Source organism: Thalassotalea sp. 1_MG-2023, assembly GCF_030546745.1.
Taxonomy (GTDB): Bacteria; Pseudomonadota; Gammaproteobacteria; order Enterobacterales; family Alteromonadaceae; genus Thalassotalea_C.
In genome coordinates this window covers 39,540-60,938 of sequence record NZ_JAUOPD010000018.1, presented here as the reverse complement: position 1 = coordinate 60,938, position 21,399 = coordinate 39,540, and the positions used below count along the sequence as shown (strand labels likewise).

Here is a 21,399-nt window from a genome sequence, read left to right as displayed (position 1 = left end):
TAACACGTTATCACTAAAGCTTTCAATCAGCTAAATTGTTATTGCCATGCAGGCATGTTGGCTTCAAAGGCTTTAATTTTATCTAGCTTGTTTAGTGTCCAGCCAACACTGTCTATGCCTTCTTCAAGACAATACTGGTGGAATTTATCTAGGTTAAAAGAAAAAGAAAAATCTTCTCCTTTTACAGTATTATTGATTAAATCAACCTCTAGCGTAAGTTCACCAGCTTCTGTACGTGCAAAAAGTGTATTAATTTGATCTTCTGGCAAGATAATGGGCAGAACACCAATATTGATACAGTTACCATAAAAAATATCAGCAAAGCTAGGGGCAATAATAACCTTAAAGCCAAACTCTTGAATTGCCCAAGGTGCGTGCTCTCTACTTGAGCCACAACCAAAATTTTCTCTAGTAAGTAAAATACTCGCACCTTGGTAGGCTGGTGCATTTAAAATAAAATCAGGATTATCTTGGTGCCCATCTGCATCAAGGTAGCGCCAATCATGAAATAAATGCTGACCAAAACCAATGCGTTCAGTTTTTTGTAAAAATTGCTTAGGTATAATTTGATCGGTGTCTACATTTGCTGCATCTAACGGAGCAACTAAACCTGTATGTGTTGAAAACTTTTCCACGTGAATACTCCTATGCGTTTAAATCGACAAAATGACCTTCAATCGCGGCCGCGGCTGCCATTTCAGGGCTAACTAAATGGGTTCTGCTACCCCGTCCTTGACGACCTTCAAAGTTTCTGTTGCTTGTTGAAGCACAGCGATCACCTGAATTTAGCTTGTCGTCATTCATGCCTAAACACATAGAACAGCCAGGCAAGCGCCATTCAAAACCTGCTTGAGTGAATATTTTATCTAAACCTTCGCTTTCTGCTTGTTCTTTTACGCGATATGAACCAGGAACAACAATTGCTGTGACTTCTTTGGCACACTTATCACCTTTAGCAATATATCTTTCAACAACTGATGCTGCTGCGCGTAAATCTTCAATACGAGAATTAGTGCATGAACCTATAAATACGTTATTTACTTTTATATCGGTTATCTTAGTTCCTGCCGTTAGCCCCATATACACTAATGCTTTTTCACATGAGTCTCGTTCAACGGGGTCTGAAAAGTCGTTTGGAGACGGTACTACAGCATCAATTTCAATGACCTGACCTGGCGTAGTGCCCCAAGTCACTTGGGCTTTGATATCTTTTGCTTCTAGCGTTAATACAGTGTCAAATGTAGCATCGTCATCACTTTTTAATGATTTCCAATCGGTAACTGCCTGTTGCCATAATTCACCTTTAGGGGCATATTCACGGCCTTCTACATAATCGAAAGTTGTTTGATCTGGAGCGATCAATCCTGCTTTAGCACCAAACTCAATACTCATGTTGCATACGGTCATACGCTCTTCCATTGAAAGCGCTTCTATTGCTTCGCCACAATATTCAACTACATAGCCAGTTGCCCCTGCGCTACCTGTTTTACCTATAATGGCTAAAATAATATCTTTCGCACTTATGCCCGCGCCAACGTTGCCTTTTACTTCAATTTTCATTGTTTTTGCTTTGGTTTGACGCAACGTTTGAGTGGCAAAAACATGTTCAACTTCAGAAGTACCTATACCAAACGCTAAAGCACCAAAAGCACCATGTGTCGCAGTGTGAGAGTCACCACAAACAATTACAGTACCAGGAAGTGTTAAACCCAGTTCTGGGCCCATCACGTGTACAATGCCTTGGTTTTTATGGCCCATACCGAATAATTCAATACCGAACTCTTTACAGTTTTTTTCTAAGGTACGTAACTGATTTGCAGCACCTTCACCTGCTGCCGTAATTTCAATTGAACGAGTAGAGATATTGTGATCCATCGTTGCAATTGTTCGCTCTGGGCAACGTAATGCTCGGTTATGGAATCGTAAATTAGCAAAAGCTTGTGGTGATGTTACCTCGTGGATCAAATGACGATCTACATAAAGTAACGGTGTTTCTCCTTGTTTTTCTTCAACAAGGTGGCGCTGCCATAGTTTATCGTAAAGTGTGCTCGCCATGGTTTAGCTCTCCTGAATAATGTTGCAGATTATATCACCCATTTCACGGGTCGATTTTGCATTGTTAATTTGTTCTATAGGTAATAAATCACCGGTAAAATAGCCTTTATCTAATGCCTTCGCTACCGCAGACTCAATCGCTGTAGCAGCTTCATCTTGATTAAGGCTATAACGCAGAAGTAATGCCCCTGAAAGAATTTGAGCAATTGGGTTTGCAATACCTTTTCCTGCAATATCGGGTGCACTACCGCCAGCGGGTTCGTACATACCAAAACCTTGTTCATTTAGGCTTGCAGAAGGTAAAAGCCCCATTGAACCTGTGATCATTGCGCAAATATCCGATAAAATGTCACCGAATAAATTTGAACAAAGCATGACATCGAATTGCGCAGGATCTTTGACTAATTGCATGGCTGCATTGTCAACATACATGTGCTCTAACGTTACATCGGGGTAATCTTTTGCGATTTCATTAACCACTTCGCGCCATAAAATGGAGGTAGCAAGTACATTTGCTTTATCGATAGAGGTTACTTTGTTGTTTCTTTTTTGTGCAGCTTCAAAAGCTAATTTTGCAATGCGAGTAATTTCAGCTTTGGAATAAATCATGGTATCAAAGCCTGCTTCATCGGCCGTACCAGCATTTTTTCTGCCCTTTGGCTCACCAAAATAAATGCCGCCAGTAAGCTCTCGCATTACTAAAATATCAAAACCAGCTGCTGATATATCTGCACGTAAAGGAGATAAATTAGACATGGCAGGTTGTAATTGTGCAGGTCTCATATTACAAAACAAGCCAAAATGTCCGCGTAGCCCCAGTAAAGATGCACGTTCAGGTTGTTCTGTAGGTGGCAGGTTTTCCCATTTAGGACCGCCAACTGAGCCGAATAAAATGGCATCAGCCTTCTCACAACCAGCAATGGTTGATTGAGGTAGAGCGGTGCCATGATTGTCGATGGCACAACCACCGACATCATGGTTTTCGAAATTTAAACTAAAATTGTACTTTTTAGCGGCAGCTGACATAACTTTTACCGCTTCTTGCATAACTTCTGGGCCGATACCATCACCGGCTAATACTGCAATGTTTGACATGTGTTTTTTGCCCTTATTATGTGTTTGAATGAGTTAGCGAGTTACACTCATTCATTTTATTCATTTATTTTTTTCTGCTCTTTAATTTCTGCAATGGTTATCGCACGGTGAATACTATTTAAACAATGCACTAATGCTTGTCCTGATGCTTCTATAACATCAGTAGCTAATCCGTAACCGTGAAAATTTCTGCCTTGCCAAGCAACGACTAAGTGAGCCTGACCTAGTCCATCTTCACCTGAGCCTTTGTTTGAAATTTTATAATCACTCACTTCAAAATCAACATCTACAGATTGTTTAATCGCTTGATATAACGCATCTACTGGACCATTGCCTGTAGCAGATGTGATCTGACTTGTTTCACCTATTACTAATTTAATACCTGCGGTTGCATATTCTCTGCCGCCAGACTGCACGTTGATAGATTCAAGCGTGTAGTGATCTTTTTGATCTTGTTGTTGAATGTTAAATAACAACGCTTCTAAATCATCATCAAACACTTGGCCTTTTTTATCAGCTAACGCTAAAAAGTCTTTATATAACTCATCTAATTGGTAATCTGACTCTTTATATCCAAGACTCTCCATACGATGCTTAATAACATGCCTACCACTGCGTGAAGTTAAGTTTAATTTTGTTTTCGCAATACCAACGCTTTCAGGCGTCATGATCTCGTAGGTATTCGCTGCTTTTAACATGCCATCTTGATGTATTCCGGATGAATGACTAAATGCATTGCTACCTACAATTGCTTTATTAGGTTGTACTGGCATATTACAAAGCTGGCTAACTAACTTTGATGTGCGAGCGATTTCTTGATGGTTGATATTCGTTTGCACGCCTAACATATCTTGTCGAGTTTTCATGATCATCGCTATTTCTTCTAATGAACAATTACCCGCTCGTTCGCCAATACCATTGATGGTTGATTCAATTTGTCTTGCGCCAGCTTGTACAGCAGAGATTGAATTAGCAACGGCTAATCCTAAATCATTGTGGCAATGTACGGAAATAACTGCTTGATCTATGTTAGGCACGCGATTAAATAACTGGGTGATAATACCGCCAAATTCATTGGGTAGCGTGTAACCGACTGTATCGGGGATGTTTACGGTAGTGGCACCTGCTTTAATGGCGCTTTCTACCATACGGCATAAATTATCAATAGGCGTTCTGCCTGCATCTTCACAAGAAAATTCAACATCATCAGTAAATTTTCGCGCAAACTTTACAGCATTGATTGCCATCGCTTCTACATCATCAAAGCCTTTGCGTAATTTTTGTTGAACATGCACATCTGATGTAGAAATAAATGTATGAATGCGGAATTGCTCTGCAACACTTAATGCGTCTCCGCAAGCTTGTATGTCAGCTTCCACTGCTCTTGCTAAACCGCAAACCACTGAGTTTTTAACGGTCTTGGCAATTTGTTGTACTGAGTGGAAATCACCTGGTGATGAAACGGGAAAGCCAGCTTCAATAATATCAACACCAAGGCGCTCTATTGCTTGTGCAATTTGTAGCTTTTCATGTACTGATAAACTGGCTGTTAATGCTTGTTCACCATCGCGTAAGGTGGTATCGAATATGATGACCTGATTATCCATTTTTTTTCCCTTAAAGTGTATGTCTAAACATGCGAGCATAAAAAAACCCGCGTTGAGTAGCGCGGGTTTTAGTGATTCTTTCTGTTTAATTTAATTCTTCAACAGTCACCTACAAGCTATCCGCGCAACGTTAATGCGAGGAGGAGGAGGTTTAATGTGTTGTTGAAGTTAAAATTCATTATTTTCTATGTTTGCCTTAGTACTAATCGGCTTTTTTATCATTGCCGTTTAGTAATAAATTGTAATTTTATTAGATCAGTGAGCTATTAATAGCGTATTTACTCAAATTTTGTCAAATTTTTATTCATAGTTAAATGCTATATATATAATAGGATTGATTATAAGAACTTTGAACTAGCGAGTGAAAAGTTTAATTATCTAAGTGATAAGTTGATTACTTCCGTTTAGTTTTAACAATTTCAATTATTTCAGTTGTTGATACTGACGGTGTTCTTGGTAAGTAAACAACCTGACAAATATTCATTAAATGATCAAACTTTCCTTGCCAGTCATCACCCATCACAAGAATATCGGCATTATAATAATTAATGTATTCAGCTTTTAATTCTAAAGACTCCTCAATGAAAACCTCATCGACACAGCTTAAAGATCGAATAATATGCACACGGTCTTCTTCAGAGTAAATTGGGTACCGTTGTTTTTTAGACATATTTAACTCATCAGACGAAACACCAACGATTAGCTGGTTTCCATGCAGTTTTGCGCGCTCTAAAATATTTACATGACCTACATGAAAAACATCAAATGTACCGAATGTGATTACTCTCATTAAAAACCTATCTATTTTTATTGTTAATTTAAACATAATTATAAGCTGAATAAAATAACAGTATGAAATAGTAACGTTCCTCAGAATAAAGCGTTATAGAAATGTACTAAATAAGTCTCCAATATTGATTGTTATAAATTTAGAGGGAGGTAAAATATGCCCCTAACATATAGTATGGAATCTGTAGTTTTGCGTAATTTTTTAATTGTCTGTTTTTTTATTTTCTTTTCAATGTCTGCTCATGCAAAAGGAGTTTCACCTTACTTGCCTTTAAAGCTTGATCCTATTGTTGAACTTGAAATTGAGAGATTAGTCAGTGTTACAGGGTTACCTACGTTAATCAAACCATATCAAATTGTAACTGTAAACCGTTACTTACAACAGGTGAAACATACTCACCCAATGTTATATAGCCGACTACATACTTATATTAAACGCTACAAAAAACAAAAAGCAGTTACGCACTTTTCTGCTGAAATATCTGAAGACTTTGGCGATTCAGATGCTTTTGCTTTACATAATAAAAGGGGACAAAACAGTTCAGATAATTATCGGTTTAGTTTTGCAAGCTTTTATCAATATAATTCATATCTTATTGTGAACTCTGGCGGTAGTTTTTTTCAAGGCAGTGCGGTGCCACATAACACATTTGTTTCGTTAGGTTGGGATGAGTTACAGCTTGACTTTGGTTATCGTGAACATTGGTTAGCACCGCACCACGATAGTAGCTTATTATTAAGTACTCAAGCAGAGCCGCCATTAACTTTAACGTTAAGTAATGTCACACCTTTTACAGACTGGCAGTTGAAATATGAAATGTCTTTCGGTTTACTTAATAGCGTAGATAACATTTTATTTGAACAAGAGCGTTATTCTGGTAAACCGGGTTTTCTGACAATGCATCTGAGTGTTCAGCTATTTGACTGGTGGACACTTGGAGGCAATAGAACCATGATGTTTGGTGGTGGAAAAAGAAGTATTGCATTTAAAGATGTATGGAATGCAGTAATTGATCCCGTAAATAGTGATAATTGTGGTGGTGATGGTACTAGCCTTCAAGATTGTGATCAGGAAGTTGGTAACCAAATAGCATCTATTACAAGCCGATTTGACTTTTCACTTGGTGACTTTCCAGTTTCATTGTTTATTGATTATGGCGGTGAAGATACTAAAGATTTTAATAAAACTAGTTTTGGGAATATTGGTCGAAATTTCGGTGTGTTTTTACCTTATTTAACTGAAAGTATGTCGTTAAATCTTGAGTGGGCGAAATTTCATCGACTTTGGTACATTCATCATATTTACGGCGAAGGTTATACAAATAAGCATAATGTTATGGGACATTGGTGGGGAGATGGTAAAACACAAGGTGATCCATCTTCAGGTGAAGCTATAAGTACTAAGTTAACTTGGGACGATAGAGAAAAGCTCAGTGTGATTGTTCAATATAGAAGCCAACAAATTAATATCGAAGCAGGCTCATTAAAATCATATGAGCGTTCACATCAACTTGATTTAACCTTTAACTACTTATTTGATGATGCTTTTGTTGGCTTGACTGTTTCTGGAGGAAAAGATAACTTTGGTGATAACTTTATCCGTACTAGTTTATCCTATATGTGGTAGTAAGTTTGTAGATTGTTTATTTCTTAACAGAGTCAACTAGGTAATTTACGATACGTTCGCTTGCTTTACCGTCGAGTTTACCTGCTAACTTCTCTGCGAAAGATAAGCGTGTCTTTTCTAGTTGTTTAGGCGATGATATTTGTTCATCAACAAGTGTTACTAGTTCAGTATAGGTTTTTGCATGCACTGCAATATCTGCGTACTCTCCATAGTCTTGATCCATCCGCTTTTTAAATCGATAGGAGAAAATGCCTCGATAACTCCAACGCAACTTTAAAAAATCACACCAGATTACAGGTTTGTTAAGGGCTGCAAATTCAAATAAGGCTGATGAAGCATCACTAATTAATAGATCTGCGGTTGCCATAAAAGGAATTAGAGAGTAATCGTGTACGTCAGCTAAATAAACGTTGTCATACTGTTGCCAATGCAGAAGTAAGGCTTGTTGTGACTTATATTTCTCCTTACTGAGGGAAAAGTAATGAGGTTTAATGATAATATTATATTGCTCAAATGCTTTAGGCCAGTCTTTTGGGAAACACTCAATACTACTAGGATAAAAAGTTGGTGCGTATAAAATTGTTTTTTTAGTCGGGTCAAGTTGATGTTCTTCCAAGTCAAAGTCAATCAATGCATTATTAATTATTGGGTCTAATTTACAATAACCAACATTAACAAAAGTAGCATCAGGGTACATCGATTTAAGTCGTTGAGTACGATATTCACCCTCAACAAACCTAACGGTAGTGGCAGTACCTGAACAAGTGTAATAACAAGACTTTGGGCCAATTCCATGACCAAGTTGTACAGATTTGCTCATCTGATGAACATCATCTAGATAAGAGAAGCTGTTGGCAAAAAAAATCCAATCGGCAGCCTGTGATTGATAAAATGCTAAAGCTTGTTCTTCATTCTCAACCCATAGATGATTGAGTTGCTCTTGTTCAATAATCGACTGAATAATTTCATCATGTATACCATGGTAAAATACGAAGGTCGCGTGGCCAGCATTTTGTTTTATTAATTGGTGATAAACAGGCAGGTATTGTGGTAAATAATATAGATGGAGTACGTCGAAAATAAGATGCATAATGGCAAATAAATGTTATGTTTGAGCGAAATTCTCCGCTAATGTTAGCATTTATTTGCCACAATGTTGGTTATTTATTTCCAATTATCCATACTAGAGCGCTTTCTAGCAGCAAGCCTAGGTAAAATAAGTCCGAAGATGAGGCCAATGGCTAAGACAATAGCGCCATTAAAAAAGTATTCTTTTTTGACCGCTAAATCTTGATTATCAACTTTTGACTGTGCAGTTTTTAAATCACGAGTTAAAGTGGTAATTTGTTTATTTAACGCTTTTTCATTGGCTTTTAATTGATTAATTTGCTGATTGGCCAACGACAAGCTTGATTCAGATTGTTCTACATTTTCTTCTTGGTTGGCTAATTTCGTATTTAACTCAGCAATGGCAACACGCATGCCTGGTGTTTTACTTAAATATTTGCTTTCTACCCAAGTAATTCTATCGCGTGGATCAATGATTTCCGTGTATCCATTAGACTCGTTGCCGGTAAGTTTAATTTCATCACCTGCATTTACGCTACCTACGATACGATAATTAGCACCCGCACCTGCATGCATATAAATAAATAAATCATCGATAATATACGCTGATTCTTTCGGTTCTTGTTGTGATTCTTCAGATAAGGCTTGTGGCGCTAGTAGCGACAACGTTGCAATCACCAGACATGTCATTATTTTCATTTAGTTACCTAAATACACCTTTTTCTTTCTTTGATGATGAAAATAGTAGGTCTTTGACACGACGATAGCAAGCGAAAAATATTGCACCCTCGCGTTAGCTTTTGTATGGTAAACTAAATAAAAGCCAACTTTACCGTAGAGTTTGTAAAATATAACTAATGATCACCGAAGTTGAACTTAAATTCTTGATTTTAAGTGAAGATGTATCTGAAAAAATCAAGCAATTATTAACACACCATAATATTTCGTATCAACATAACATCAGAAGGCTACATAACTGTTATTTTGACACTGCAGACTTACAGCTTAGAGCTTTGGACTTTGGCCTGCGAATTCGCCAATATGAAACGCATTTAGAGCAAACAATTAAAACATCTGGCAAAGTGCTTGGCGGATTGCATCAGCGTCCAGAATATAATATTAATGTAGAGCATAACTTTCCAGATTTGTCATTATTCCCGAGCAATATTTGGCCTGATAATATCAATGTTGAGGCTATTCAACGTGAACTAACTTCTTTGTTTTCAACAAATTTTCAGCGTGAAACATGGCTGGTAGAAATTGAAGGCAGCAAGGTTGAAATGGCGTTTGATCAAGGGGAAATTCTATCTGATGGCAGACAAGAGGCTATCAATGAAATTGAACTTGAATTAGTTGAAGGTGATGTATCTGCTTTATATAGCTTATCAACATTATTATTTTCTCAACTTTCATTGCGTGCCGGCATTCATAGTAAAGCTGCAAGAGGTTATCGACTTTTTGCTGATAAGCCATTCAATTACAATGCCACTCTTTTTTTTAGCGATGACTATACGCAAGATAACACACAGCAATGGTTTATTGCCGCACTGAGCCATTATTTGCAACAACTTCAATTAGCGACTGAAAATTACCTGACAAATAGAAAGTTATCAGCGCTTATGCAACTTGTTGAAATACTGTCTATTATTAGACACGGTTTTTGGCTGTACGATGAAATTATCACTGAACATAGTAAAGAAATTAGGCGAGAATTAAGTCATTTTATTCAGTTGTTTGCTTGGGTTGATAGTGCGATTTACCTTAAAGAAGTGATGAATAAAACCGGAAATTATCGCAAAAAGCTTGAATATAGCCAGCAGTTAATCGAGCAACTTAAGCTTGAAAAGCGAAGATTTCCTGATGCTGAAATGGTGTCAGAACTATTACACAGTGAACGCTTTAATCAATTACAAATGCGTTTATTACAACTTATTTTAAATGATGATCCCTCAAAGGCGTTTTTACTGGTTGAACAACCCCCATTACTTCTTTTTGCTCGTGAACAAATGAATAAAAGTTTAACAGAGCTCCATGATGCAATTGAAGCAATTGATCCAACAGATGCTGAACAATTCCTAGCAAAGCGAAAAGTGCTGCATCGTTGTTTGTTAACGGGGAACTGGTTTGGTCATCTTTTTGATCAGCAACATCGCCATCAATTTAGAGTTCCTTGGCTTGATATGCAACAAGGGCTAGCTGAATTACAAAGCTTATGGATTATTAAACAGCAATTAGAAAAGCTTGCAGATGATAACAATGAATCTGTCGTGAAAGTCATTACCTGGCAGCAAAGAAAAGTAGAAAACTTACTTGTTGCATTATCGCATACTAAAGATGCTGCATTGTCATTGCCTGCTTATTGGCAAAATTAAGCATCATGGTATTACTGCGTTTTCTTCTTTCGTTAAGCATATTGTTTACGTTGTCGCTTCAAGCGAGTGTTTACGCTTTACCTACTTCTGAAAGTAGAATCATTGGTGAAGATGTCGAACATGAGGTGTTACCTGGAGATTATTTTCAGGCGCTGGCTGAGTATTATAATGTTGGATTACTTGCGTTAATTGAAGCTAACCCTCATGTGGATCCCTTTTTACCGCCGGTTGGCACAGATATCATTATACCTAAACGGATGATTTTACCGTATGCAGAACGCAAAGGGATTATCATTAACCTTGCGGAGTTGCGTTTATATTATTTCCCCCCTGAAGAGCCACTTGTTTACGTTTTTCCTGTTGGTATTGGCCGTGAAGGTTTATCAACACCAAATTTAATCAGCGTTATTGGTGATAAACGTAAGAACCCTGTTTGGCGTCCACCAAGTGCATTACGGCAACGTTATAAAGAAGAACATGGTATTGACTTAGCCAAAGAAATCCCACCAGGACCTAATAATCCCTTTGGAAAATTCGCATTAAGAATAGGCACTAGTGAATATTTAATCCACGGCACAAATCAAAGAATGGGCATTGGCTTAAGAGCAAGTTCCGGTTGTATACGTATGTATGCTGATGATATTGAATGGCTATATCACAATATTTCTATAGGCACTCAAGTAAAAATTATCGATCAGCCAATAAAAATGAGTTATGAAACCCAAGGGCGTAAATATATTGAGGTACATAGACCGTTAAGTGAGTTTCCACATGCTAAGAAGAGTCGAATGTCTGAAGCGGTGAATGCTTTTTTAGGTGAAAGCATTAGCAATGCAAAAATAAAAAAATTACTTGAAGAGCAGCAGGGTGTTGTCTACGCGCTGAAGTAATGAAACAACACATTACTTCAGCGTGCTTTTGATGTGATTATTTTTTAAAACTTGAAGAGATATTATGTAATTTTTGCGTGGTTTGCTTGTTAGCATTTTGTAATTGGGTCAGTTTACTTTCTGTTTTTTGGTGTTGCTCTTTTAATTTACTCACTTCAGTTGTCAGTTTGTCTACTTTGTTTGATAACGTCGTAACTTGTTGCTCAAGATTATTTGAACTTGCGCAGCCAGTAAATAATATGATGGCTGTCAAGCCGGTAAATATCGTTGCTTTCATTTTATTTCCTTAATCATTCTTATTGTTACTTACCATAGGTTCAATTTTTTCTACAAGCAAGTCTAATTTTTGTTCTAGCTTTTTATTCATCGCTAAAATTTCGGCATTTTGTTTCCGCAATTCACGATTTTTTACATTAGTATCTGAAAAACCGAGTAGTTTTGACGCGACCAATGCACCTAAACCGCCGATAATGCCAACACCGGATATGAACATCATAGTGACCATTACACGACCAATAACGGTTACGGGGTATTGTGAACCAAAGCCAATGGTCGTGCTAGACATAACCATCAGCCATAAGGCATCGCCAAAGCTTTGTATGGTAGCGCCTTCAGTGCCAAATTCCGCATAATAAGTAATGCCGCCAAACAGAAGTATTAAAGTTGCCATTGATAATATACACAACATAGCAACAAACCGTGTCTTATAATTGATGACGCCAAACTCATCAACAGAATAGAGTTTGCTTTTGCTGGAAGCTACTTGAAAAATAAATGCCATATGTTTATCGTCCGCGTAATGTGAAAGTTTGAGTTACAATCGAGGATAAAGTATTAACCAATTGCATAGAATACTGTAGGACAAGAAATATTATAGGCACTGAAACAGCTTTCATTTTTTGTATATTGTAAGTTGAATTATTGAGTACAGCACACATATACAGTGCCTATTGTTGTTCTTTATCCACGTGAATGACTAAATCTTCCATTAATTTTCGTTTGATTTCAAGTTGCTGGCTTGCATCTAAGCCATATTTTTCAGCAAGTGCTTGATAGTCTTCACCAGAAAGGCTAACGGTAAGACGGGGGCGCTTAGGTCGCTTGTTAACAGGTAAGCCCAGAATTTCTCGGATTCTATCAGAGGGACTTAAACCCGATTCTAGTGCTTCTCGGCGAATATGCATTTGAAATCGCTCATCAAGGTCAAAAGCGACTTGGGTTGCTTTTGCTGCTTTGACAGAAGATTGCCATTTTTCAGGGATTTTTCTACTCACAATTTAGCTTCCTGGGTACATATCGACAATATCTGTTGTTGGACGGTATAAGGTTAAGAAGATATCTGTGTCGCCGTCTGTCCAAACTTCCGCTTCAATGCCTTTATCTTCATCTTGATTAAGTAATTGGTAACGCTCTAATTGCTCACCAGCTTCTTTGCCCTCAAAAGGTGAAAGTGATTCTGACCGATGATCTTTCCGATGAAAATAACCTATTTGGGCAAAAATTCGTTGCTGGTATTGTTGATCACTCCATTGTGAAGTATTGTCGTTATCAGCTATTCTATCAAGCGCAGCATTGCCTGGTTCTTCAAATAAGAGTGAAAACTGGTCGAGATCAAATAATGTTTCTACATCAGTATGTTCAATTTTCATGGCAAACTTTAAGTAAACAACATCGTCTATATCAAGCGATAAAAACACTTGATGATCACTACTACCTGTGAGTACCCATTCTGTTTCAGTTTGGTGCTCGAATTCATAGCTATTAATGGCTGTTACTTCAAATTGTTGCCCTCGTAATATTTCTGGCAGAGCAAAACTGTCAGTTAATTGAATAATATCACCAGTATTTAAATCATTTACCTGGTTAATTTTTCTTGGTGCCGGTTTGTCTTTGCTAAAAATATTTTTAAATAAGCTCATTTTAAATACCAAAAAAGGCCACTTGGTTGGGAGACAAGTGGCCAAAGGGTTAAGGTTTGATTATTTCTGTTTTGCTTTTAAGCGTTCAAGTACAGAGTTTGCACTTTTTTCTTGCTCGCCAATACCCGCTGCTTTTAACTTAGCTTCTAATGAATTATCGGCATTTTCTGATTCTAGTACTTCAGCTGCTTTTAATTGATCATCAAATTTTTGTTGTTTTGCTTTGATCCGCTCTAAAGAATCTTTAGCACTTAGCAATTTAGAATTGCTTGATGAAAAGTTATCAGTAATAGCTGACGTTGCTTTTTGCACACTTTCTGTGGTCTTTACCATTGATAATTGGCGTTTGTGCTCTTGTACCTGACGCTCACTTTTCTTCACCAATTCCTTTAATCGATTGGCATTTGTTTCAAAGCTATCTAACGACTGCTGTTGAGCGCTAAGTTCCGTTTCTAGGGCTGAAATTTTTTCAGCAACTGCAAGTGCTAAGGCTTCATCGTCTTTTTCAAGTGCTTGCACTGCGTAGCCTTCATGCTCGGTAATTTCACGCTTGATACGGTCAACTTCTCTGCTTGAAGCCATTTGTTGCGCCATAACGCCAGTTAAATCACGTTTAGCTTTGGTTAAATGGTTTTCAGCATCACGAATTTCTTGTTCGAAAATGCGTGTTGCGTTTGCGTCTACCACGGCTTCGCCAACTTCAGTGGCACCACCACGGATCGCAGTCATAACTTTTTTAAAAATGCTCATAATATTACTCCAGTAATAGGGTGGTTATAATAGAAAGTCACTCATGTCGTCGATAACTTCGACAGCATTGTTACTTAATACAGCAAGCTCGTGTTCTACATCGCTATAAGGTGAATTAATAGATAAGGCACCAAAAATTACATATTTATCACCCACTTTAGAAAATGAAGACAGTGGCATAGGTATGTTCATATCTAACATGGCTTCATGCATATCTGCTCGGGTGTCTTGCTTTACTTCATCTTCACCCCAAAGGTAGGTAATGCATAGAATTTGATCATCTGTCACCGAAACAAAAATAGGTAATTCTTCACGTCCAATTACAGTGATCTGTAATACATCAACTTCACCTGAAATAGGTTGGCAATCAAATACCATACCTGTTTCTGAGTCATCTGCTAATGCATTCAAGTGATTCGCTATTTTGTGAATATTCATTTGATTCCTCATCTCTAAAAGCTCGATAACGTGTTATCGAATTTATCTACGACATATTATGTCGATGTGTTAAATGTAACACCGTGACATAATATGTCAAGTGTATTGTTGTTATTAATTTATTATTGATTATAAGCGCTATTTAGCCCCTGCTGTTCACGCCAAGCTTGTTGGTGCAATTGATAAATTGTATGACTGCCTAAATAATTTATAGGGATATCTTTTTGAGTTAGGTAAAAATCAGTCGAAAACTCAAAAGCTCCAAGCAACATAGGAAGGGTTAACCAGGTCTGTTGGATAGGTATAGAGGTTAACGCTGAAAGCCTTGTTTTAGGACTTGCACCATTTTTTGATGCGATTGTCCAACCCCATTCACCGAAGCTAGGAACATTATCGTGAAATTGTTCAACATGGTTAAATCCTGCAGCATTAATTGTTTTACCAATGGCGATAAAAGCGTCTTTAGCATGATACGGACTAGTTGACTGCACGGAAATAAGGCCATCACCTGATAGTAATTGTTTAAGCTTTGCATAAAAGTTAACCGAATAAAGCTTATTAAGATCCGGGTGATTAGGATCAGGTAAGTCGACAATAATACTATCGAAAGTTCGCGCAATCGAAAGGAAGTTATCAATAGCAAGAAAAGCATCTTGATGAATGAGCGTTACTCGCTTGTCTTGTAAACTATCTTGATTAAGTTGGCGTATTTTTGTTGATAATGCCGAACTGACGTGATTTTCAGGGTGTTTGAAAATATTAACTAATTGTTCGTCTAGGTCTATTAGTGTTACTTTTTCAGGTGACCATGCTAATACATCTCGTAATGCTAAACCGTCACCACCGCCGATAATTAATATATCATCATGCCTTGCTGACCCTGCTAAGGCAGGAGTGACTAAATAGCTGTGGTAAATGTGCTCATCTGCAGACGAAAATTGTAACCGACCATTGAGATAAAAATTTAAAATAGAGGGGCGATCATTACCTAATTTACGTTCCGTGAATGTTAGTTGTTGGTAACGTGTTTTCTCTGTGTAAATGACTTTGTCTAAATATAACAGATTGCTCATGGTATTAAGCCATTGATTACCTTGTTGATAAATAAACAGTAAGCCGACAAACATCACTGTGTGTAAAATAATCAGTAGTTTACGCCAACGAAGATGCTGCCAGAAAGCAAAGATGAACACAAAACCTGCAATTAAATTAAGCCCGGCAGTTAATGCACTCGCTTTGCTGATATCAATGGTCAGTAAAAAAGTCACCCAGATAGCTGCACCAATGCCGGCACCGATATAGTCCGCGCCGTAAATTGTACCTAAGTTATTTTTTAAATGCTTTTCGTGTAATGCTTCACGAATTTTAGCTATTAGCGGAATTTCCATGCCAATGAAAAAGCCCAGCATTAAGCCGAAAAAATATGGACTGTTTAACGCTAACCAAGTGAATTGTTTGATAAAGCCGCCACGAGGGAAAACATCAGGCGGTAGTGAAAAGGTATCACTGATTATTTGTGGCAGTAATTGCGTAACAGCAATAAGGCCTGCAATGATTAAAATTGCCGTAGAGCCTATAACCGCAACTAGCAATTCAAGCCAAACAATACCATTAAATGCACAAGAAATTTTACGTGCAGCGAAAGCGCCTAAACCCATAGCGACAATCATTAACCCGATCATGGCGTAAATGGCACTTTCCATTATACCGAGTACGCGCCCAGCATAATGAGAAAGTAAATATTCGTATATTAATCCACACCCGGCAAGTACAGCCATGGAAAGTATTAATAATACATCGTACCAAAATAGCCGATTTGCAAAAAATCTGGGCAACGTTTTACGCCATTAATGCCGTTAAGATTAACGCGATAGAAATACTGATAGCCATTTCAACGCTTGCTACGCCAATATTATGCTGTTGGTCTACTTCTTCAACTAAATTAATTCCCCAAAGTATTAATCGTTTAGCAATAGCGGTTAAAAACGCCACCAATAAGGTCATGAGTATACTAAATACAAACCAACCCACTAATGTTTCAAACAGGGTGTCTGGGCTGTAAACTAAAAAGTAACTCGCTGCTGTTACTGCTAAAGCAGTACTAATAACTTGCCCGGCATAACGGATGGCTAACGCGTCTTGGCCGTTTGCAAATGCTTCTTGCATGCTATCTCGTTGGTTATTTTTTGCGTATTGCTTTTCTTTTATACGCGTTACTAATACTAGCATTGCTTGAGATACCACAAAGCCTGAAACGATAGCTATAAAAGTACTGGCATCTAATCCATGTACCCAAAGTAACACTGCGCGAATAATGATGGCAGTTGCTATTGCACCAGCAGCATCAACAATACCTACGGTTACGTTACGGGCTTTAATCTGTTCTGTTTTGTTGATTTGGTTGAGCGCTAAGCGATCGTGAATAACTCGGCCTATTTTAATTAAAATTAACCCTAATAACCCATAAGAAAGCATTCCAATGGCTTCCATCGCATAGCTTTCTGCATTTTCGCCTGTAATGGCTCCAGTTAACACAATGCCTAACGCAGCGACACTGCCAGCGACACTGATACCAAAAGCAAAGTTATCTTCTTTTGAAAGCTCATCAGTTGCATTTACTTGGGCAGAAATACCAGAAATAAATTTCATAAAACCAAGTAAAAGAATTGCAATAGATATATCAATCGCAAGATAGATTAGCAGGTCTGCATTGAGGCCAATATTTTCAAGTAAGGTATTCATATTAATTCCTTGCGTTTGTTGCTCTTATTTTCCGCGACGAAAACTACGTGATGTAGTGTTGGCACTATTTCTAAAACTAGCATTTTTGCTGTAGCTCGAAGATTTTTTTGCATAGCTACTTTTAGCGCGGTTGCTTTTTGCAAATTTATTAGCGCTTGATTGTGCACTTCTGCTTTGACCAGATAATGCAGAAGCACCAGATTTATTTTTACTATAAGGACTGGTAAATCGTTGGCCTTTATTGCTAAACGACTTGCGCGTACGTGTTTCTAATTGTGACTGTTTACGAAGCTGCGTGGGCGAACTATAGCGCGTACGACCATAATCATGATAGTAACTATAATTGCGGCCTTTACCCCATTGGTGATAGTAACGTTTGCGATTATAACCAAACATGTTATCCATCATAGAATAAACACCGTACCAAGCCCAAAATGACATACCGCTGCTGTTTGTTTGCCATTGGCCATAATTGGGATTACCGACTAATTGCTCACCTACACCGAAGTCTTGTGCTTTATTTGCTTGCAAACTTTGTGATTTACTTAATGCATTCACGCGTGGTAACGCGCCATCTGACATATCAGCTAGCACATTGAGTGGATCACTTAATGCGTCGGAATAGAGCGTAGGATCAGCTGCTTGATAAATGTTGAGTAACTCTGCGAAAGCAGCTTCATTACTGGCAAACATTTGCGGTTGCTGTTTTACGGTATTTAATCGATCTACCAGTGCTTTATACATTGGGCTTTGTGTCGTTGAATCTTTCAAAAATTCTTCAACTACAGGACGCAATTGCGGTTTACTCTCGATCAATTGCTCTGCATACTGTTTGATTAGTGTTGCATTGCGCACATTACCAGAGGCTAGCGCATCACCAAGCTGTGTGATTCTTTGCTCGGTTAATGGTGTTTGATGCGCTATTTTGTCAATGTATGGATCAGAGCATCCTATTAGCAGCAATAGAATAACGATGATTAGCGATTTTGTTAACTGGTGCATTTCTGCCATAGTTCCCTCAAAAATGCTATGGTTATCATTCATTAATAGCATTGTTGACATAATATGTCTATTGATATTTTGTTAACTAGCATTATACAAGTTTATACGATAGGTGATAGTGTTGAATAAAGAATTTCGCAAACCTCTTTTACCTGTTTTGTTAACACAACAAAACAGCAACTGGCAGCAATTTTGTGAACAATACCCCGAGATAGCAACTGAATTTTCAACTAAGGTAGCACCACAACGTGTTGCTGATTTCAAACAAGCTATTGCCTTAAGTGACTTTATCTATTGTTCCGCATTACAAGCACCCGAAGTGATAACCGCTTTGTTTGCATCAGATGATATCTACCAAGCTACAAAGCCTAATTATCAGGATATGCTAAATGAACGATTAGCTGATTGCGACAGTGAAGAAATATTACATCACATGTTGCGACAGTTTCGCATGCGGGAAATGGTTGCAATTGCCTTTGCTGATATGGTTTTGGATATATCACTTGATGAGTCACTTTCTCGATTATCTGCGTTAGCAGATAGCTTGATTTTATCTGCATTAAATTGGCTTTCTCATGCCTGTTATCAAACGCTCGGCAAGCCCCTTAATAGCAAAGGCGAATTACAACCACTACTCGTGTATGGTATGGGAAAATTAGGCGGTAGAGAGCTAAATTTTTCATCAGATATTGATCTTATTTTCGTTTATCCCGAAGCGGGAGAAACGCAGGGCGGCCGAAAGTCAGTCGATAATCACAACTTTTTTACCCGTTTAGGGCAAAAGCTCATTACTGCGTTAAATCAAAAAACAGCAGATGGCTTTGTCTATCGCGTTGATATGCGACTACGTCCTTTTGGTGATAGTGGCCCCATAGTGCTTAGTTTTAATGCCATGGAAGACTATTATCAAGAGCAGGGGCGAGACTGGGAGCGCTATGCGATGTTAAAAGCGCGTTTAATTGGTGAAGGCAAATACCATGGTACGTTAAGTAGCATGCTTCGCCCGTTTGTTTATCGCCGTTATATCGATTTTAGCGTTATTGATAGTTTACGTCGTATGAAAATGATGATTGCTCAAGAAGTAAGACGTAAACAACTTAATAACAACATTAAATTAGGTGCTGGTGGTATTCGTGAAATTGAATTTATTGTGCAAGTATTTCAACTGATTCGTGGTGGGCGGACAAAAGCGTTACAACAACGCAACTTGCTTTCGGTACTACCTGAATTAGTCGCTCATGAAGAAATTTCTGAGCATAGTAAACAAGTGCTAGAGAAAGCATATCGTTTTTTACGCCGAGTGGAAAACATAGTACAAGCACTACATGATGAACAAACGCAAACTCTTCCTGATTCATCACTCGATCAAAGTAGGTTACTACATGTATTAGGTGATAATGTTTTTCCAAGTTGGCCACAGTTTTTAGCATACACACATAAATTAATGGCAGCAGTACATCAAGAGTTTACTTTGTTAATTGGTGAAGAAAGTCCGAGCCAGCAAGATATTGATGATCATTGGGCTGATTTATGGGATGGAGGCTGGTCAAAAGAAGAAACGATTGAATGGATTTCCAATCATGAGAAAGAGTGGCATGGCGAAAAAGTATATCAGCTATTAATTGATTTTAAGCGTGATATTGATCGTCGCTCAATAGGGAGTAGGGGGCGTCAAGTTCTCGATAAATTGATGCCACAGCTATTAACCCAAATCTCTGAATTTCAAGCCAATGAACGATGTATTGAACGTGTATTGTGGATATTAGCAAAAATTGTTACACGAACAGCGTATTTAGAATTGTTATTTGAAAATGTAGGGGCGCTTAAACACCTTGTAAAACTTTGCCATGCTAGCCATTGGATGGCAGAGCATATTGCGAAGTATCCTATTATATTAGATGAGCTTATCGATCCAAAATTATTGCATAATCCACCAACGCTCGATAGCTACGCAAATGAATTACGGCAACAACTGTTACGTATTCCTGAAGATGATTTAGAAGCACAAATGGAGTCATTACGCCAATTCAAGCAAGCACAACAATTGCGAATTGCCGCAGCTGATATAGCTGATGTATTACCTGTGACTAAAGTCAGTGATCATCTAACGGCACTCGCTGAAGCGGTCATTGCCGAAGTGATTAATATGGCGTGGCAACAAACTGCAGAAAAATATGGCGTGCCCTCAGCATTACCTGATAATAACAAAGGTTTCGCTGTTATCGGTTATGGTAAAGTTGGAGGAATTGAACTTAGCTATAGCTCTGATCTCGACCTAGTTTTTGTGCACAATCATGACATTAATGATATGACTAATGGTGTTAAGCAAGTTGCTGCTGGCCAGTTTTATGCGAAAGTTGCGCAACGAATGATGCATATCTTTAATACCCGTACGGCATCAGGCATATTATATGAATTAGATATGCGTTTGCGGCCTTCTGGAAATTCAGGCGTATTGGTGGTTAGTTTGCCTACCTTTGCACAATATCAACAAGATGAAGCGTGGACATGGGAACATCAAGCGTTGGTCAGAGCAAGGGTTGTGTATGGGGATGATCAAATAGCCTCACAATTCAATAAAATACGTTGTGCAGTGTTAGCAAAAGAGCGTGAATTAACATCGTTAAAACAGGATGTTATAAACATGCGCGAAAAAATGCGAAATCATCTTGATAAATCAGATGATTCAGTAGTTGATATTAAGCAAGGAAAAGGAGGGCTAGTTGATATCGAATTTTTAGCACAATATCTTGTACTAAGTCATGGTAGTCAATTCCCTGAGATTTGTTATTTTTCTGATAATTTACGTATATTTAAAGCGTTATCAAAATATAAAGTGATTGAGAAAGCACAACAACAAGCATTAGCAGAATGTTATTGTCAATTACGAGACTTTGGTCATAAAACTAGCTTACAACAAGAAGATAATAAATTACCCAAGCAAAAATTTGATGCATTAACTCAGCCAATTATTACTATCATCAACCAGTTTTTTCGAGAGACATCTTCGAGAAGTTAATAAAAAGTGTGAGATATTTATATGTA

The 21,399-nt window shown here is 37.9% G+C and carries 20 protein-coding genes; 4 read left to right on the top strand and 16 right to left on the bottom strand.

The genetic code is table 11. The annotated features are described in order from the left end of the window. Positions 1-38: 38 nt before the first annotated feature. From leuD to Q4489_RS13745, 5 genes are all read right to left on the bottom strand, one after another. A complete protein-coding gene (gene leuD, locus Q4489_RS13765; RefSeq protein ID WP_303481290.1) occupies positions 39-635 on the bottom strand; it encodes a 3-isopropylmalate dehydratase small subunit in 597 nt (198 codons plus the stop codon). 10 nt (positions 636-645) lie between these two features. Then, positions 646-2,055 carry a 3-isopropylmalate dehydratase large subunit gene (gene leuC, locus Q4489_RS13760; protein WP_303481289.1) on the bottom strand — a complete coding sequence of 470 codons (1,410 nt, stop codon included), beginning with the start codon at positions 2,053-2,055 and terminating at the stop codon, positions 646-648. 3 nt (positions 2,056-2,058) lie between these two features. Then, entirely contained in the window at positions 2,059-3,150 is a 1,092-nt protein-coding gene (leuB, locus tag Q4489_RS13755) for a 3-isopropylmalate dehydrogenase (RefSeq protein WP_303481286.1), read from the bottom strand. Positions 3,151-3,206: 56 nt separating this feature from the next. Then, a complete protein-coding gene (gene leuA / locus Q4489_RS13750; RefSeq protein WP_303481284.1) occupies positions 3,207-4,757 on the bottom strand; it encodes a 2-isopropylmalate synthase in 1,551 nt (516 codons plus the stop codon). 394 nt (positions 4,758-5,151) lie between these two features. Further along, complete coding sequence (locus tag Q4489_RS13745) at positions 5,152-5,547, bottom strand: adenylyltransferase/cytidyltransferase family protein (protein ID WP_303481282.1); 396 nt, start codon at positions 5,545-5,547, stop codon at positions 5,152-5,154. 174 nt (positions 5,548-5,721) lie between these two features. On the opposite strand from Q4489_RS13745, the gene Q4489_RS13740 reads away from it, so the two are divergent. After that, a complete protein-coding gene (locus Q4489_RS13740) occupies positions 5,722-7,173 on the top strand; it encodes a capsule assembly Wzi family protein (protein ID WP_303481280.1) in 1,452 nt (483 codons plus the stop codon). 16 nt (positions 7,174-7,189) lie between these two features. Here the strand turns inward: Q4489_RS13740 and Q4489_RS13735 are convergent, their stop codons facing one another. Together Q4489_RS13735 and Q4489_RS13730 are read right to left on the bottom strand one after the other, a co-directional pair. Further along, a complete protein-coding gene (locus tag Q4489_RS13735) occupies positions 7,190-8,263 on the bottom strand; it encodes a CDP-glycerol glycerophosphotransferase family protein (protein WP_303481278.1) in 1,074 nt (357 codons plus the stop codon). 74 nt (positions 8,264-8,337) lie between these two features. Then, complete coding sequence (locus tag Q4489_RS13730; protein WP_303481277.1) at positions 8,338-8,940, bottom strand: TIGR04211 family SH3 domain-containing protein; 603 nt, start codon at positions 8,938-8,940, stop codon at positions 8,338-8,340. A gap of 158 nt (positions 8,941-9,098) precedes the next feature. On the opposite strand from Q4489_RS13730, the gene Q4489_RS13725 reads away from it, so the two are divergent. Both Q4489_RS13725 and Q4489_RS13720 read left to right on the top strand, forming a co-directional pair. Continuing rightward, complete coding sequence (locus tag Q4489_RS13725) at positions 9,099-10,613, top strand: CYTH and CHAD domain-containing protein (RefSeq protein ID WP_303481274.1); 1,515 nt, start codon at positions 9,099-9,101, stop codon at positions 10,611-10,613. 5 nt (positions 10,614-10,618) lie between these two features. Continuing rightward, complete coding sequence (locus Q4489_RS13720; protein WP_303481272.1) at positions 10,619-11,503, top strand: L,D-transpeptidase family protein; 885 nt, start codon at positions 10,619-10,621, stop codon at positions 11,501-11,503. A gap of 37 nt (positions 11,504-11,540) precedes the next feature. Here Q4489_RS13720 and Q4489_RS13715 read toward each other — a convergent pair whose 3' ends face one another. The 9 genes from Q4489_RS13715 to Q4489_RS13675 form a co-directional block, all read right to left on the bottom strand. Next, complete coding sequence (locus Q4489_RS13715; protein ID WP_303481271.1) at positions 11,541-11,780, bottom strand: hypothetical protein; 240 nt, start codon at positions 11,778-11,780, stop codon at positions 11,541-11,543. A 9-nt stretch (positions 11,781-11,789) separates the two neighbouring features. Continuing rightward, a complete protein-coding gene (locus tag Q4489_RS13710) occupies positions 11,790-12,284 on the bottom strand; it encodes a potassium channel family protein (RefSeq protein WP_303481270.1) in 495 nt (164 codons plus the stop codon). A gap of 166 nt (positions 12,285-12,450) precedes the next feature. After that, positions 12,451-12,780, bottom strand: coding sequence for a hypothetical protein (locus Q4489_RS13705; protein ID WP_074499843.1), 330 nt, complete (start codon positions 12,778-12,780; stop codon positions 12,451-12,453). Beyond that, positions 12,781-13,422, bottom strand: a complete 642-nt coding sequence (locus Q4489_RS13700; protein WP_303481269.1) for a hypothetical protein — start codon at positions 13,420-13,422, stop codon at positions 12,781-12,783. Positions 13,423-13,482: 60 nt separating this feature from the next. After that, complete coding sequence (locus tag Q4489_RS13695) at positions 13,483-14,172, bottom strand: PspA/IM30 family protein (RefSeq protein WP_303481268.1); 690 nt, start codon at positions 14,170-14,172, stop codon at positions 13,483-13,485. 24 nt (positions 14,173-14,196) lie between these two features. Further along, the gene (locus Q4489_RS13690) at positions 14,197-14,610 is read right to left on the bottom strand and encodes a YjfI family protein (protein WP_303481266.1); all 414 of its coding nucleotides are present in this window, start codon (positions 14,608-14,610) and stop codon (positions 14,197-14,199) included. A gap of 122 nt (positions 14,611-14,732) precedes the next feature. Beyond that, positions 14,733-16,445 carry a polyamine aminopropyltransferase gene (locus tag Q4489_RS13685; RefSeq protein WP_303481265.1) on the bottom strand — a complete coding sequence of 571 codons (1,713 nt, stop codon included), beginning with the start codon at positions 16,443-16,445 and terminating at the stop codon, positions 14,733-14,735. Positions 16,446-16,449: 4 nt separating this feature from the next. Beyond that, positions 16,450-17,352, bottom strand: a complete 903-nt coding sequence (locus Q4489_RS13680; protein WP_303481263.1) for a DUF350 domain-containing protein — start codon at positions 17,350-17,352, stop codon at positions 16,450-16,452. A 24-nt stretch (positions 17,353-17,376) separates the two neighbouring features. Next, entirely contained in the window at positions 17,377-18,363 is a 987-nt protein-coding gene (locus tag Q4489_RS13675; protein WP_303481296.1) for a hypothetical protein, read from the bottom strand. Positions 18,364-18,475: 112 nt separating this feature from the next. Here Q4489_RS13675 and glnE point away from each other — a divergent pair, with 112 nt between their 5' ends. Further along, positions 18,476-21,373: a bifunctional [glutamate--ammonia ligase]-adenylyl-L-tyrosine phosphorylase/[glutamate--ammonia-ligase] adenylyltransferase gene (glnE, locus tag Q4489_RS13670; RefSeq protein ID WP_303481261.1), complete on the top strand. Its 2,898-nt coding sequence runs from the start codon at positions 18,476-18,478 to the stop codon at positions 21,371-21,373. The last annotated feature ends 26 nt before the right edge of the window (positions 21,374-21,399 follow it).